The 15,785-nt window shown below is 53.2% G+C and carries 15 protein-coding genes and 1 pseudogene; 5 read left to right on the top strand and 11 right to left on the bottom strand.

Annotated features, from left to right (window positions below):
• Positions 1 to 87 precede the first annotated feature (87 nt).
• Positions 88 to 1,338, top strand: coding sequence for a cytosine permease (codB, locus tag FDW87_RS05120; RefSeq protein WP_047358527.1), 1,251 nt, complete (start codon positions 88 to 90; stop codon positions 1,336 to 1,338).
• The gene (locus FDW87_RS05115; RefSeq protein ID WP_075848828.1) at positions 1,328 to 2,608 is read left to right on the top strand and encodes a cytosine deaminase; all 1,281 of its coding nucleotides are present in this window, start codon (positions 1,328 to 1,330) and stop codon (positions 2,606 to 2,608) included. Before codB ends, FDW87_RS05115 begins: the two co-directional genes overlap by 11 nt.
• Positions 2,609 to 2,668: 60 nt before the next feature.
• On the opposite strand, the gene nanQ is transcribed toward FDW87_RS05115, so the two are convergent.
• From nanQ to nanR, 6 genes are all read right to left on the bottom strand, one after another.
• Positions 2,669 to 3,136, bottom strand: coding sequence for an N-acetylneuraminate anomerase (gene nanQ, locus FDW87_RS05110; RefSeq protein WP_047358529.1), 468 nt, complete (start codon positions 3,134 to 3,136; stop codon positions 2,669 to 2,671).
• A 2-nt stretch (positions 3,137 to 3,138) separates the two neighbouring features.
• The gene (gene nanK / locus FDW87_RS05105) at positions 3,139 to 4,008 is read right to left on the bottom strand and encodes an N-acetylmannosamine kinase (protein ID WP_016157579.1); all 870 of its coding nucleotides are present in this window, start codon (positions 4,006 to 4,008) and stop codon (positions 3,139 to 3,141) included.
• Positions 4,005 to 4,694, bottom strand: a complete 690-nt coding sequence (locus FDW87_RS05100) for an N-acetylmannosamine-6-phosphate 2-epimerase (RefSeq protein WP_075848826.1) — start codon at positions 4,692 to 4,694, stop codon at positions 4,005 to 4,007. The genes nanK and FDW87_RS05100 overlap by 4 nt, the downstream gene beginning before the upstream one ends.
• Positions 4,695 to 4,741: 47 nt before the next feature.
• Positions 4,742 to 6,232, bottom strand: coding sequence for a sialic acid transporter NanT (gene nanT, locus FDW87_RS05095; RefSeq protein WP_016154702.1), 1,491 nt, complete (start codon positions 6,230 to 6,232; stop codon positions 4,742 to 4,744).
• Between the two features lie 116 nt (positions 6,233 to 6,348).
• Positions 6,349 to 7,242, bottom strand: coding sequence for an N-acetylneuraminate lyase (nanA, locus tag FDW87_RS05090; protein ID WP_137379506.1), 894 nt, complete (start codon positions 7,240 to 7,242; stop codon positions 6,349 to 6,351).
• A 134-nt stretch (positions 7,243 to 7,376) separates the two neighbouring features.
• A complete protein-coding gene (gene nanR / locus FDW87_RS05085) occupies positions 7,377 to 8,168 on the bottom strand; it encodes a transcriptional regulator NanR (protein ID WP_094169259.1) in 792 nt (263 codons plus the stop codon).
• 359 nt (positions 8,169 to 8,527) lie between these two features.
• Here nanR and dcuC point away from each other — a divergent pair.
• Positions 8,528 to 9,896 (top strand): annotated as a pseudogene (gene dcuC / locus FDW87_RS05080) (anaerobic C4-dicarboxylate transporter DcuC).
• A 44-nt stretch (positions 9,897 to 9,940) separates the two neighbouring features.
• On the opposite strand, the gene sspB reads toward dcuC, so the two are convergent.
• The 5 genes from sspB to zapE all read right to left on the bottom strand — a co-directional run bounded on the left by sspB (position 9,941) and on the right by zapE (position 13,587).
• The gene (sspB, locus tag FDW87_RS05075) at positions 9,941 to 10,444 is read right to left on the bottom strand and encodes a ClpXP protease specificity-enhancing factor (protein ID WP_016154706.1); all 504 of its coding nucleotides are present in this window, start codon (positions 10,442 to 10,444) and stop codon (positions 9,941 to 9,943) included.
• A gap of 5 nt (positions 10,445 to 10,449) precedes the next feature.
• Complete coding sequence (gene sspA / locus FDW87_RS05070; RefSeq protein WP_003025132.1) at positions 10,450 to 11,088, bottom strand: stringent starvation protein SspA; 639 nt, start codon at positions 11,086 to 11,088, stop codon at positions 10,450 to 10,452.
• Positions 11,089 to 11,404: 316 nt separating this feature from the next.
• Positions 11,405 to 11,797, bottom strand: a complete 393-nt coding sequence (gene rpsI, locus FDW87_RS05065) for a 30S ribosomal protein S9 (protein ID WP_003025138.1) — start codon at positions 11,795 to 11,797, stop codon at positions 11,405 to 11,407.
• A gap of 15 nt (positions 11,798 to 11,812) precedes the next feature.
• The gene (gene rplM, locus FDW87_RS05060) at positions 11,813 to 12,241 is read right to left on the bottom strand and encodes a 50S ribosomal protein L13 (protein WP_003025141.1); all 429 of its coding nucleotides are present in this window, start codon (positions 12,239 to 12,241) and stop codon (positions 11,813 to 11,815) included.
• A gap of 218 nt (positions 12,242 to 12,459) precedes the next feature.
• A complete protein-coding gene (zapE, locus tag FDW87_RS05055) occupies positions 12,460 to 13,587 on the bottom strand; it encodes a cell division protein ZapE (protein ID WP_049268666.1) in 1,128 nt (375 codons plus the stop codon).
• 192 nt (positions 13,588 to 13,779) lie between these two features.
• Here zapE and zapG point away from each other — a divergent pair, with 192 nt between their 5' ends.
• Together zapG and degQ are read left to right on the top strand one after the other, a co-directional pair.
• Positions 13,780 to 14,178, top strand: a complete 399-nt coding sequence (gene zapG / locus FDW87_RS05050; protein WP_003025147.1) for a Z-ring associated protein ZapG — start codon at positions 13,780 to 13,782, stop codon at positions 14,176 to 14,178.
• Between the two features lie 168 nt (positions 14,179 to 14,346).
• A complete protein-coding gene (degQ, locus tag FDW87_RS05045) occupies positions 14,347 to 15,714 on the top strand; it encodes a serine endoprotease DegQ (protein WP_049268664.1) in 1,368 nt (455 codons plus the stop codon).
• The last annotated feature ends 71 nt before the right edge of the window (positions 15,715 to 15,785 follow it).

Here is a 15,785-nt window from a genome sequence, read left to right as displayed (position 1 = left end):
ACTAAAAAAACATACGGAAACGTTTGCTTTATTCTGAGAACTGTATATTATGCGGCGGATTTTTTGGGCAAAATTCATGGAGGCGTTGTGTCGCAGGACAACAATTATAGCCAGGGCCCCGTCCCTCTGGCGGCGCGGAAGGGCGTGATTCCACTAACGTTTGTCATGTTGGGACTCACATTTTTTTCCGCCAGTATGTGGACCGGTGGCACACTCGGTACCGGTCTTTCCTATAATGATTTCTTCCTGGCAGTTCTCTTCGGTAATCTTCTCCTCGGTATTTACACTGCATTTCTCGGTTTTATCGGCGCAAAAACAGGGCTCTCAACCCACCTTCTGGCACGTTACTCATTTGGTTTGAAAGGTTCATGGCTTCCCTCACTGCTCTTAGGCGGTACACAGGTAGGCTGGTTTGGCGTTGGTGTGGCCATGTTTGCTATCCCGGTTGGCAAAGCGACGGGGATTGACGTCAATATTCTGATTGCGGTTTCCGGTCTGTTGATGACCCTGACTATCTTTTTTGGCATCTCGGCGCTGACCGTTTTATCTATCATCGCCGTACCAGCCATCGTCGTTCTTGGCAGCTACTCCGTCTGGCTGGCGGTGAGCGATGTTGGCGGTTTAGACCATTTAAAAGCGATAGTGCCGCAGACACCGCTGAATTTCTCCACCGCACTGGCGCTGGTGGTCGGCTCATTTATCAGCGCAGGCACGTTAACCGCCGACTTTGTCCGCTTTGGCCGCAACGCCAAAGGTGCGGTACTGATTGCCATGGTGGCATTTTTCCTTGGCAACTCGTTGATGTTTATCTTCGGCGCTGCGGGTGCCGCCGCTGTTGGACAGGCGGACATCTCTGACGTGATGATTGCTCAGGGCCTGCTGCTGCCCGCGATTGTGGTGCTCGGCCTGAATATCTGGACCACCAACGACAATGCGCTCTACGCTTCAGGTTTGGGATTTGCCAATATTACCGGCCTTTCCAGCCGTTCGTTGTCGGTGGCTAACGGTATTATCGGCACACTGTGCGCGCTGTGGCTTTACAATAACTTTGTCGGTTGGCTGACATTTTTGTCGGCAGCGATTCCTCCAATTGGTGGAGTGATTATCGCCGACTATCTGCTGAACCATCGCCGATATGCCGACTTCAGCAAAGCACAATTTATTTCCGTAAACTGGATAGCTATCCTGTCCGTTGCACTGGGCATTGCCGCCGGTCACTATATTCCCGGTATTGTACCCGTCAACGCCGTACTCGGCGGCGTATTCAGCTATATCCTGCTGAACCCACTTTTCAATCGCAGCCTTGCTAAATCACCAGAGGTCAGCCATGCAGAATAATAACATCACCATTCGTCAGGCGCGTTTACAGGGACGCGAAGGATTGTGGCAGCTCACGGTTGAAAACGGACGCTTCAGCCGAATTGAGGCTCAGGACGCCGCTACGTTGCCGCAGGGGGAAGTGCTTGATGCCGAAGGTGGCCTGGCAATCCCACCGTTCGTAGAGCCACATATCCACCTGGATACCACGCAAACCGCGGGGGAGCCGAGCTGGAACCAGTCTGGTACGTTATTTGAAGGCATTGAGCGCTGGGCCGAACGTAAGGCAATGCTCACTCACGATGACGTGAAAGCGCGCGCCATGCAGACTCTTAAGTGGCAGATGGCCAACGGCATCCAGTATGTCCGCACTCACGTTGACGTTTCCGACCCAACGCTGACCGCGCTGAAAGCCATGCTGGAGGTGAAGCAAGAAGTCGCTCCGTGGGTAGAGCTACAGATTGTCGCGTTCCCGCAAGAGGGCATTCTTTCTTATCCCAACGGTGAAGCGTTATTAGAGGAAGCCGTGCGTTTGGGGGCCGACGTCATTGGCGCTATCCCCCACTTTGAATTTACGCGTGAATATGGCGTGGAGTCGTTGCACAAAATTTTCGCCCTCGCGCAAAAATACGACAGACTTATCGACGTGCACTGTGACGAAATTGACGATGAGCAATCACGCTTTGTTGAAACCGTCGCGGCGCTGGCCCATCGCGACAATATGGGCGAGCGCGTGACCGCCAGCCATACTACGGCAATGCACTCCTATAACGGCGCGTATGCTTCCCGTCTTTTCCGCCTGTTGAAAATGTCCGGCATTAACTTTGTCGCGAATCCACTGGTGAATATTCACCTGCAAGGGCGCTTTGACACGTATCCTAAACGCCGCGGCGTTACACGCGTCAAAGAGATGCTGGAGGCAGAGATCAACGTCTGCTTCGGCCATGATGATGTCTTCGATCCGTGGTATCCGCTAGGCACCGCGAATATGCTGCAAGTACTGCATATGGGGTTACATGTGTGCCAGCTAATGGGATACGGACAAATTAACGATGGCCTGAATCTGATCACCACCCACAGCGCGAAAACCCTGCACCTGCAGGACTACGGTCTGAGCGTGGGGAAATCCGCGAACCTGGTGATTTTACCGGCAGAGAATGGGTTTGACGCGGTTCGTCGCCAGACGCCTGCACGTTATTCCATTCGTCACGGGCGAATCATTGCCGAGACTGTGCCGAGCCAAACGACGCTGCATCTGACGCAGCCGGAAGCGGTGACGTTTAAGCGCTAGGTTGTAATATCCGGTGTCGGATGGCGCAAGCCTTGCCATCCGACACCGTCACTCTCATCGTCAGGTGTGTAATAAACTGGCGCGCACCTTGATCACCACCTTTTTGATGTCCATCGGAGCCTGTACCACGCAGCCCGGCTTATGCGGCTCGCCCGGCATAAAAATCACAAATCTTCCCGGCTTCAGTACCATCGCCTGCTCATCGGCAATCTGGCTACACAGCTGATAATCATCCTCAACGTGCATCTCTTCGCACTGACGAGCAGAATCAGCCATCCCGAACAGAATGCGTTCTTCACCAGATAACAGCACCTGAATATCAATGTACTCCCTGTGCAGTTCCGCTTTCTTTTGCTCCGGGCTCTGCGTTGCAAATTGCATAACATTCATAAAAATATTATCGCCCTGCAACTCGTAGCGCCCTGGCGTTTTCTCCTGCGGATTCGCCGCAACAGCCAGCGTTAACGCCTGCTGCAAGACCGGATGTAATCCGGCAGAAGGCAATGAACGCAACTCATCTGACATCATAATCAATCTCCCTGGGCCAACAGCGCGGCCCCCAGTAATCCAGCGTCATGACGGTAATGCGCCGCCCGTAACTCTACGTGGTAAGCCGAAGGCTCTTGTGCCAGATAGTTCTCCACCAGCGCCAGATACCCTTCTGCCAGCCCCACGCTGCCGCCAATCACCACAATCTGGCAATCGATCGTGGCCTTCACATCGGCGACAAGCCTTGCCAAAGTACGTGCCGAACGATGGATCAACCGACTGGCCTGCTCATCACCCTGCCCGGCGCGGCTAAAAATGGTTTTGGCGTCGCATCCAGCAAGCGTGCCTTCGGCAGCCGTCGCGATCCCACGACCGGAAGCGATCGCCTCGACACAACCCACACGCCCGCAACCGCACACCGGCCCATGCGGATCAGCCAGCGTATGTCCCAGGTGCCCGGCCAGACCGCCAATCCCGGTCAGCAACTTCCCATCACTTACCACCCCGCCGCCTACACCGGTGGAGACGGTGATAAACACCATATCGCGATACTCTCCGCCAAGCGCATGATACTCAGCCCACGCCGCGGCCTGCGCGTCATTGACTGCCAGCGTCGGCAAAGCGGTGAGATCTTTTAGCGTTTGCACCAGAGGAAAATGCAGCAGCCCGCCGAGGTTGTGCGGGTTCAGCGCCAGTAGAGAACCGTCGCGGATAATCCCCGTTGAGGCGATCGCCACCCGCGTTGCCTGCCCCTGTAGCGGCGCAACCAGTGCTTGTAACGCAGCACGCAGAGCATCCGGTGTTTTGCTGGCGGGCGTCGGCAATTCATGACGCTCTTGAATTTGCAGGCTGCTGTCTACCAGTGCGACAGCCAGTTTGGTGCCGCCAATATCAATCGACAGCGTGGTCATAGCACCGCCTTTTTAAGCGCTGTGTTGTACCACTGGCAAATGTGCTCCAGCCGGGTAATGGCTGAGCCGACTGTCACCGCCCAAGCGCCATGACGCATCGCCTCAGCGGCCTGCGCTGGCGTGTTGTAACGTCCTTCAGCAATCACCCGACAACCCGCGTCGCTTAAAGAGTTCACCAGAGCCAGATCCGGCTCTTCGGGCGTTTCTGGCGTGGTATAACCAGAAAGGGTAGTGCCAATGATTTCGGCACCGAGTTTCTGGCAGGCCATGCCATCCGCCATGGACGAACAGTCAGCCATCGCAAGGCGTTGGTGATGATGAATACGTGCCAGTAAGGTTTCTACAGGTACCGGACGTACGCGATCGGTACCGTCGATGGCGATGATGTCAGCGCCTGCCTGCGCCAGCGCATCAACATCCTCCAGATATGCGGTGATGCGGACCGGAAAGTCATCAAGGTCACGTTTGAGAATGCCGATAATCGGCACCGAAACTACCACCCTGGTCGCTTTCAGGTTTTCCACCCCTTCAATGCGTAACGCCACCGCGCCAGCCTGTTCTGCGGCCAGCGCCATCGCCGCAACAATTTCCGGTTTATCTAACGGGCTGTCAGGAACAGGCTGGCAGGAGACAATCAGCCCGCCGTTCGCGGCAATCTTGATATCCAGTTGTTCAAGTAACGACATGCTTATTCCCTTATGACTATTGCCCGGCGCAGGACCGGGCAAACGGATTAACTTTTGGATTTCACCATGGTGCTTTTGTCGCCGCCGAACGGCACGGCCCCGCTAAACGGTTTGCCATCAATGGCATCATGCGTACGCAATGCTTCAGGCCGCAGCCAGCGCTGTACGCGAGACGGCATATCGAGACCAATCAGCAGGATCACCACAAATGTCAGGCCGAAAGAGAGCGATCCCAACGCGGTGCCCAGATCCAGTCGTTGGGCAATCAGCGCACCGATGATCGGTGCCAGCGCCCCACCCAGTGCACCCACGTTGTAGGTGAAGCCCAGACCCGCCGCACGCTGGTCGGTATCGAAATAGCCGCCAATCAGTTTGGGTAAGATCCCGGAGATCCCCTGACCGAGCATTTGCTGGAAAAACAGCAGTAAACCCAGTACCCAGACGTTTGAGCCGCCAATCGCAAACACTGGAATAATCAGCAACTGCGAAGCCAGCAGACTGCAGACATAGGCCTTACGCGTGCCCAGCCAGTCGCCAAGAAAACCACCGACGCAACAACCGACCGCCGCGCCAAAGCCGCTGAAGAAGAGCACCCTGGCGACAGTGGAAGGGTCATACAGCAATTCGGTTTTCAGATAGGTTGGCAGCAGCGCCTGAATCGGCCATGAGTAAAGGAAGGCAAACAGCACAACCACCATCAGCATGACGCCCGTCGGCCAGCGTTTCCCGCTGCTTTGCACCATAAAACTAATGAAGATAAACGCGCATATCAGGCCAAGGACCGCCACGATAGCCGCATTTTGCAGGTTGCCTGCAAAGCAGAACCACAGCGCGGTTGCGGCGGCAAGAGTCATCACAATATTGATAACCCGATGTTCGCCCCGGTAGAGAATGTCCACCATCGTGCGTACCGGCGCTTTGCCTTCGTGTTTCTCTTTCCAGTCTTCCGCCTCCGGAATATTTTTACGCAGCCAGAGGGCGAAGATAATCGGCAAAATGCCGATGAAGAACAGCGCGCGCCATCCCCAGACCGGGACCACCAGGCTGTAGACCTGGGCGGCGATCACTGCGCCTACAGAGAAGCCGGAAATCAGGAAGCCGCTGGCTTTGTTTCGCAGGTGCCTGGGCCAGCTTTCAATAACATAAGTTGCGCTGGAGCCGTACTCACCAGCCATCCCCATACCGATAACCAGGCGGGCGATAAACATGGTGGTGTAGCCCGGCGCGAAGCCGCAGGCCAGCGTCCCCACAGAGAACAGAATGATACTGGTGACCATCGCCAGACGGCGTCCATAACGGTCGCCCATCGCGCCCAGCATTAACCCACCAAACCAGCGGGAGATAAAAGCGGCCGAGATCAGACTGGCCGCCTGCACCGTCGTCAGTCCGAATTCGCCTTGTACTTCCGTCAGCACAAGGGCGATTAATACAAAATCAAAACCATCAAGCAAATATCCCAGCCAGGCGGCGGAAAATGCCCGCCATTGCGCCCGATTGAGATGGCGATACCACGGGATGCTCTGGGTAGAAGTACTCATTTTACTCTCCCGACGATCTTTATTTTCGTTGTGGTGCCGGATGGCGGATTCGCCTTATCCGGCCTACGAGTCTTGTTTTTGCAGGCCGGATAAGCATTGTGCTATCCGGCGTCCGATCAGCCGCGTTCCAGCATTAATTGCTGGGCCAGCGTTTTCAGTTCCGGCAGATATTGTTCATCTACCGGGGCAAATGGTTTACGGCACAGCGGAACAGAAACCACGTCCATATAGTGCAATACCGTCTTCAGGCCGCGGAACACGCCAACCTTAATGAGCAGATCGATAACCTTATTGCACTCGGTTTGCAGCTTTTGCGCAGTCCGGATGTCGCCTTCTTTGAGCGCTTTCACAATTCCCTGATAACGCCATCCCATAATGTTGTAAGTGCTACCGATACCGCCATCAGCGCCCGCCAGCAGACCAGAAGCGAAGATCTCGTCATAACCGTTATAAAGCACCAGATCGGGGTGAGCGCGGCGGATCTGTTCCATCTGATAGAGATCGCCTGAGGTTTGCTTCAGCGCGCCAACGCCCGGCAACGTCACCAGCGTGTTGATCTGATCCAGCGTCAGTTTTACGCCGCTCAGCGCCGGGATGTTATAGACCACCATCGGCAAGCCATCAGCGGAATCAATAATTGCGCGGTAGTGATCGCAGTGCTCTTCAAAACTGAACGGATAGTAAAACGGTGTGACGGCTGAAACCGCATCAAAGCCGTAGCGATGCGCGGCACTCGCCAGCTGTTGGCTCTCTTCGGTACTCACTGTGCCAACGTGAGCGATCAGCGTCACCTTGCCTTTCGCTTCTTCGGCAACAATTTCCAGTACCTGCTCTCTCTCAACGCGGTTTTGGACAAATGCCTCACCCGTAGACCCACCGACATACAGCCCGTCGATCCCTTGCCCAATGTTGAAACGCACCAGGCGGCGCAGGCTCTCAATGTCCAGTCGCTGTTGGCTATCGAATGGGGTTAACAACGCTGGCATTACGCCTTTTAAATCTCTTGCCATAGCTACCTCTGATGATGATTAGTGTTATCTGACTACATACCTTTATACCTGTTATACCAGATCAAATAAGCAGCAATACAATACAGAACGCTTATAGTGCGATCTGCCTCACTAAACGATCGTCAGGATCGCGATTACTTACGCATTTTTTTACTTTTGCTGAAGGCGTGCCAGGTAGCGGAAACGCTGTTGAGATGTTCTTGCAGTGCGCGGTCAGCTTCCTCAGGGTCGCGCTGACGAATCGCGTCGACAATAGCGATATGCTGCTGATAACTCACGTTATTGTGCTCATACAACTCTTGGTCGGCTACGGTCGGACGGGCGGCAATCAGCCAGTCTAACAGCGCAACATGGATAGCCATAAAGATGGGATTGCCCGGGATCTCCGCCAGTATGCGGTGAAAATCAACGTCCGAGCGAATGAACAGCGTATTGTCATCGAGTGACTGGCTGTTGATCTCCAGTGCTTTCGCCAGTCTGTCGATTTGCTCATCCGTCGCATGTTCTGCGGCGTATCGTACCAGGCTGGATTCAAAGAACAGTCGCAGCTGTTCGAAGTGGGCAATGCCGCCGGGATGCGCGAGGAAATCTTTCGCCATACCGGACAGCTCGCTGATAATGGTATCAGCTGAAGGACGCGAAACGCGGGCGCGCTCGCCATTGTTGATTTGCACCAGACCTTTGCGTTTTAACGCTGCCAGCGCTTCTCGTACAGAAGGACGGCCCACGTTAAAGAAGGCCATCAGTTCCCGCTCAGACGGTAACTGTTCGCCCTCGCCAAATTCCCGACGACGAATCATCTGCTCCAGTTCTTCTTCAACCATTTCAGACAGCTTTTTACGCGCCAGCGGGCGGTTGCGTAAGCTACGGCCAATGGTGGATGGAGAGTCTTCAGCTTGCGAATCAAATGCGTTCATAGGGCCCATTCAGCTAAGTCGTGGTGACAAATAACAGCGGGTTTATCCTAACACAGGATCGAAAGCAGGGTGAAATGATGGTCAATCAGACTGTCGGGCTTATTGGCGGTCTAACGCATCCGGATATTTTGTTACGCTAAAACATTCAGCTTATCTTTAATTGAAAACAATCATATTCGCTTCGTGAAATTTATGAATATGAACGTGATAAATTATCATAACCATCTATTTTATAACGATAAATAATTTAAACATCGAATTAAAAATAAGATATTCACTCCATAAAAATCGCCCGAAAAAATATAACATCCGTTTGGACAACAGCGTTATTACCGGATTTATCTTCTTCTCTGGCATGGAGTGAAACAATGTTCGGCATCATTATCTCTGTCATCGTTTTATTAACGATGGGTTACCTGATCCTCAAAAACTACAAACCGCAGGTAGTGCTGGCAGCCGCAGGGATCTTCCTGATGCTCTGCGGCGTCTGGCTAGGCTACGGCGCGCTGGTCGATAACGACAAGAGCAGCGGCTATCTACTGGTCGATATTTACAACGAAATTCTGCGTATGCTTTCCAATCGGGCGGCCGGACTAGGGTTATCAATCATGGCGGTAGGTGGTTATGCCCGTTATATGGACAGGATGGGGGCCAGCAGAGCGATGGTTAGCCTGTTAAGCCGTCCGCTTAAGCTAATCCGCTCACCCTATGTTGTTCTTGCCGCCACCTATGTGATTGGTCAGATCATGGCGCAGTTCATCACCAGCGCTTCCGGGTTAGGCATGCTGCTGATGGTGACGCTGTTCCCGACGCTGGTCAGTCTTGGCGTGAGCCGTTTATCCGCGGTGGCGGTCATTGCCACTTCAATGTCAATTGAATGGGGCATTCTGGAAACCAACTCTATTTTTGCCGCGCAGGTGGCGGGCATGAAAATCGCTACCTACTTCTTTCACTATCAATTACCCGTCGCATCGTGCGTTATCGTCGCCGTCGCTATTGCACATTTTTTCGTTCAGCGGCAGTTTGATAAAAAAGCATTCCCGGAAAGCAACGGATTCGCTGAACAAAAGACGCTGGAAAACGTGCCACCTCTCTATTACGCCATTCTACCCGTCATGCCGCTGCTTCTGATGTTGGGCTCGCTTGCCCTGGCACATATGGGGTTAATGAAAACAGAGCTGAATCTGGTGGTGGTCATGCTGATGAGCATGACGCTGACGATGTTTGTCGAGTTCCTGCATAAACATAATCTGCGCGAAACGATGGATGATGTGCAGGCCTTCTTTGACGGCATGGGAACCCAGTTTGCCAACGTTGTCACGCTGGTGGTCGCCGGTGAGATCTTTGCGAAAGGGTTGACGACTATCGGGACTGTCGACGCCGTAATAAAAGGTGCAGAGCATTCCGGCCTTGGCGGTATCGGCGTGATGATCATCATGGCCGTGGTCATTGCCGCCTGTGCGATTGTCATGGGGTCAGGTAACGCGCCGTTTATGTCTTTTGCCAGCCTGATTCCAGATATAGCAGCCGGACTACATATTCCTGCGGTAGTGATGATTATGCCGATGCATTTTGCTACTACGCTGGCCCGGGCGGTATCCCCCATTACAGCGGTCATTGTGGTGACATTCAGGTATTGCGGGCGTATCGCCCTTTGAAGTGGTAAAACGTACGGCCATCCCGATGGCGGTGGGATTTGTGGTCAATATGATAGCCACCATCACGCTGTTTTACTGATCCCGAAGGCAGAAAACAGAACAGGCCCCAAAGGGCCTGTTTTTTTATTTCACTACGCGTAGCGCTGGACGCCCACCGCGAGGCGGCGGCGGAGTGTCATCCGGATCGTTGTCGTCGCCATTGTCAGGCTTATCGCCATCAATGACCGACATGACCGTTTCACTCTCAAAACCAGGTGCGTCGTTGTCGTCATCATTTAAGCTGGCGACATCTTCGTCGTAGGCGGCTTCCGGCTCGAACATAGTACCGGCGCCATTTTCACGAGCATAAATTGCCAGAACTGCCGCCAGCGGTACAGAAACCTGACGCGGCACACCACCGAAGCGCGCGTTAAAGCGCACTTCATCGTTAGCCAGTTCCAGGTTACCCACCGCACGCGGTGCGATATTCAGAACAATTTGCCCATCACGCGCATATTCCATAGGAACCTGCACGTCCTGAAGCGTCACATCCACCACCAGGTGCGGCGTAAGCTGGTTGTCTAACAACCACTCATAGAATGCGCGCAGCAGATACGGACGGCGTGGTGTTAGCTGTGGCAAATCCATACAGGTTAACCCCGGCCCAGACGCATTTCACGTTCAGGCTCAGTCAGAGAAGCCAGGAAAGAATCACGTTCAAAGACGCGAGTCATGTACCCTTTCAGTTCTTTCGAACCTGCACCGTTGAATTCAATGCCCAGCTGCGGTAAACGCCACAGCAGCGGCGCCAGGTAGCAGTCTACCAGGCTGAACTCATCGCTCAGGAAGTAAGGTTTCTGGCCAAATACTGGTGCAATTGCCAGCAGTTCTTCGCGCAGACGCTTACGCGCGACTTCGGCTTCAGAAGCAGAACCGTTCACGATGACGTTCATCAGCGTGTACCAGTCTTTTTCAATACGCTGCATGTACAGGCGGCTTTCACCACGCGCAACCGGGTAAACCGGCATCAGCGGCGGATGCGGGAAGCGCTCATCCAGGTATTCCATAATGATGCGAGATTCCCACAGGGTCAGCTCACGATCCACCAGTGTCGGTACGCTCTGATTCGGGTTGAGGTCGATCAGATCCTGCGGTGGATTGTCCTTCTCCACATGCTCAATCTCGAAACTAACACCTTTCTCAGCCAGCACAATGCGGACCTGATGGCTATAGATGTCAGTAGGACCAGAAAACAGCGTCATTACCGAACGTTTGTTGGCAGCGACAGCCATGAAAACCTCCAGGTATATTCAGAATTTTTACTGCTACCAGCCACTAAGTGGCCAGCCAGAAGTGATGTCACCCATATTCGGGAAAGCCATTACTGTTCAAAATACAAACAAAAAATGAACGATACCGGACATTTGGGCAGAAAATTGGATGATAGTTTACCAGATTTTGTGACCTTTGTGGTGAGTCGATTCTTGAAATGGGGAAAAAGAGGTGGCAATCAGCGGATTACCGTGGTTATACGGAGAGCAGTAACGATAAAAAAACCCGCCGAAGCGGGTTTTTTCGCAAATTGTTGTCTGCCGAAGCAGAGTACAATTAACGTTTGGAGAACTGAGGACGACGACGTGCTTTACGCAGACCGACTTTCTTACGTTCAACCTGACGAGCATCACGGGTAACGAAGCCAGCTTTACGCAGTTCGCCACGCAGGGATTCGTCGTACTCCATCAGAGCGCGGGTGATACCGTGACGGATCGCACCAGCCTGACCAGAGATACCACCACCTTTAACAGTGATGTACAGATCCAGTTTCTCAACCATGTCGACCAGTTCCAGCGGCTGACGAACTACCATGCGGGCAGTTTCACGACCGAAGTACTGTTCCAGAGAACGTTGGTTGATTACGATTTTACCACTGCCCGGTTTGATGAAAACGCGAGCTGCGGAACTTTTGCGGCGACCAGTGCCGTAGTATTGATTTTCAGCCATTGCCTATAATCCCGATTAGATGTCAAGAACTTGCGGTTGCTGTGCCGCGTGGTTGTGCTCGTTGCCAGCGTAAACTTTCAGTTTACGGAACATAGCACGACCCAGCGGGCCTTTTGGCAGCATGCCTTTAACCGCGATTTCAAGCACACGCTCAGGACGGCGAGCAATCATCTCTTCAAAGGTCGCTTGTTTGATACCGCCGATGTGACCGGTGTGGTGATAGTACACTTTGTCAGTACGCTTGTTGCCAGTTACAGCAACTTTGTCAGCGTTCAGAACGATGATGTAATCACCGGTATCTACGTGCGGAGTATATTCCGCTTTGTGCTTACCGCGCAGGCGCAGAGCCAGTTCGGAAGCCAGACGGCCCAGAGTTTTACCGGTCGCGTCAACAACATACCAGTCGCGTTTTACGGTTTCTGGTTTAGCTGTAAAAGTTTTCATTAAAAGCTTACCCAAATAAATAAGTTACACGTTGGTGAACACCCAAACGTTTTGTCAGTTGAGGTTCACACGACATTGTCCAGCAAACCTACCCCTTCGAATAGCCTATGCCGGCGCATAGAAAGTTTTGGGAAAAAAACTCTCTCGTAACGTGGGGTCGCAAGATTATAGAGAAGTCAGGGTCAAAGATCGACCCCTTTATGTGATTTGCGGCAGGTTTAACCGGCTAAATGTTCCCGCTTCAGATACTCTTCGCTTTGCATCTCCTGCAAACGCGACAAACAACGCTGAAATTCAAACTTCAGACGCTCGCCCTGATAAATTTCATAAAGTGGTGAGGCCGCACTGACCACCAGCTTAACGTGGCGTTCGTAGAACTCATCCACCAGTGCGATAAAACGCCGCGCTTCGCTCTCCATCAGCGTCGTCATGACCGGCACATCAGACAACAGCACCGTATGAAAAAGACGCGATAGCGCAATGTAGTCATGCTGACTACGCGCATCGACACAGAGCGTGGTGAACGACACCGCCAGCGTTTGGTTTTCGACGGCCAGCGTCTGCATCGGACGATGATTGATCTCCAGCGTCGGCGCATGTTCACTTTTCGTTCCCGCTAATGCCAGCCAGAGCTTATCCATCTGCTGGCGGGTTTCCTCATTCAGTGGTGACAACCACAAATGCGCCTGCGTTAAGGTGCGCAGACGATAATCGACGCCAGCATCGACATTCATGATGTCACAATGCTGTTTGATGGCATCAATGGCAGGAAGAAAACGCGTGCGTTGCAAACCGTTGCGATACAGCTCATCAGGCGGAATATTGGAGGTTGCCACCAGCGTAATACCACGGGCAAACAGCGCCTTCATCAGACCCCCGAGCAGCATGGCGTCGGTGATGTCAGAAACAAAAAATTCGTCAAAGCACAGCACGTCCGTTTCGGCCTTAAAGCGGTCGGCAATGATTTCCAGCGGATCGCTCTGCCCCTGCAGGGCCGTAAGCTCTTCATGGACGCGCAGCATAAAACGGTGAAAGTGCAAACGCTGTTTACGCCCGCCCGGCAGGCTATGGTAGAACAGATCCATCAGCCACGTTTTTCCTCGCCCGACTCCGCCCCACATATACAGACCACGCACCGGCGCGTTGGTCGGTGACTCACGCTTTCCCAGCAATTTGCCAAAACGCGCCATCAGTCCGCTCTCCTGCGGCGCAGGACGTGCTGGCGTCGAAAGCGCCTGGAAAATTGTTTCCAGTCGATTCACTGCTTCTTGTTGTACGTTGTCGGGCTGATGACTGCCGTCTTTGAGGGCTTGCTGGTAACGCGATGTCGGGGAAAGGCTTTGCATGATGTTATTGTTATTCCTTGAGAATCGATGTGCCGTCGCTCACGGTTGACGAAAAAAAGGCCGTTCTACATTACGTGATATAAACACGGGATTCCACTTCTACGGGATTAGCGGTTATAGTGGCATAATCAGGCGCAGGCATGGAGCCTAAAGCCAACACCCTACGGAAACACAAGACAACGGGAGATGTTCATGACCTGGGAATATGCGCTAATTGGGTTAGTCGTCGGTATCATTATTGGTGCTGTAGCCATGCGTTTTGGTAATCGTAAATTACGCCAACAGCAGGCATTGCAGTACGAACTGGAAAAAAATAAAGCTGAGCTGGAAGAGTACCGCGAAGAGCTGGTGAGCCACTTTGCCCGCAGCGCTGAACTGCTGGATAACATGGCGGACGATTATCGTCAGATCTATCAGCATATGGCGAAAAGCTCCAGCAACCTGCTGCCGGGTATGTCACCGGAAAATAATCCGTTCCGTAATCGTCTGGCAGAATCCGAAGCGGGTAACGATCAGGCGCCGGTTCAGATGCCGCGTGACTATTCTGAAGGCGCATCTGGCCTGCTGCGTAGTGGCGCAAAGCGCGACTAACTGCACATCGTTAAGAAATTTATTGGGCGCAGCAATTGCGCCCTCCGCTTCTCTTCCTGTCCCAGCTATTATTTAGTCGTTAGCCTCATTGTGACCAAACCGAAAATTCAATAACATCAAACTGTTTTGAATCATCTTCCGTTTACTCAAGGTACGAGAGCAGGATCCATGAAAAAACACACCCAGCTGTTGAGTGCATTAGCGTTAAGTGTCGGGTTAACTCTCTCGGCGCCATTCCCAGCCGTAGCGTCGATTCCCGGCCAGGTTCCCGGTCAGGCTGCGCTCCCCAGCCTCGCACCGATGCTGGAGAAAGTGTTACCTGCCGTGGTGAGCGTAAGGGTCGAAGGCACCGCCGCTCAGGGGCAGAAAGTCCCGGAAGAGTTCAAAAAGTTTTTTGGTGATGAACTTCCCGATCAACCTGCACAACCTTTTGAAGGGCTGGGTTCCGGGGTCATCATTGATGCCGCCAAAGGCTACGTCCTGACCAATAATCACGTCATCAATCAGGCGCAAAAAATCAGCGTTCAGCTTAATGATGGCCGTGAGTTCGACGCTAAGCTTATCGGCAGCGACGACCAGAGCGATATCGCTCTGCTGCAAATTCAACACCCCAGCAACCTGACGCAAATTGCCATTGCCGACTCCGACAAACTCCGCGTCGGTGATTTCGCGGTGGCCGTGGGTAACCCGTTTGGTTTGGGGCAAACGGCCACCTCCGGCATCGTATCGGCTTTAGGTCGCAGCGGGTTGAACCTGGAAGGTCTGGAAAACTTTATTCAGACCGACGCCTCCATCAACCGGGGTAACTCCGGCGGCGCGTTGCTTAACCTCAATGGTGAGCTGATTGGCATTAACACCGCGATTCTGGCCCCCGGCGGCGGTAGCATCGGTATTGGTTTTGCGATCCCGAGCAATATGGCACGCACGCTGGCGCAGCAACTGATGCAGTTTGGTGAAATCAAACGTGGTCTGCTGGGAATTAAAGGCACCGAAATGACTGCCGATATCGCCAAAGCGTTCAAACTGGACGTGCAGCGCGGCGCGTTTGTCAGCGAGGTTCTGCCTAACTCAGGCTCCGCAAAAGCAGGTGTGAAGTCTGGTGATGTCATTACCAGCCTCAACGGCAAACCGCTCAACAGCTTCGCCGAACTGCGTTCACGCATAGCGACAACCGAACCAGGGACCAAAGTCAAACTGGGCCTACTGCGTAACGGTAAACCGCTGGAGGTTGAAGTAACCCTGGATACCAGTACATCATCGTCCGCCAGCGCGGAGATGATTGCTCCTGCGTTGCAAGGGGCTACGCTCAGTGACGGTCAGCTTAAAGACGGCACCAAAGGCATCAAAATTGATAACGTTGAAAAAAGCAGCCCAGCCGCGCAGGCCGGTCTGCATAAAGATGACGTTATCATTGGCGTTAACCGCGATCGTGTAAACTCGATCGCCGAAATGCGTAAAGTGCTGGAAACGAAACCGTCGATCATTGCTCTGCAGGTAGTGCGCGGTAACGAGAGTATTTACCTGCTCCTGCGTTAACGCATGCAACCGGACATCAGCCCCCCGTGTGATGTCCGGTAAACTCGTGATATGCTGCTGCCGTTCCCTTT

It is taken from the genome of Citrobacter sp. wls826, from assembly GCF_005281245.1.
GTDB lineage: Bacteria > Pseudomonadota > Gammaproteobacteria > Enterobacterales > Enterobacteriaceae > Citrobacter > Citrobacter braakii.
The sequence above is the reverse complement of the archived record's forward strand: the minus strand, read 5'-3'. Positions and strand labels throughout refer to the sequence as shown.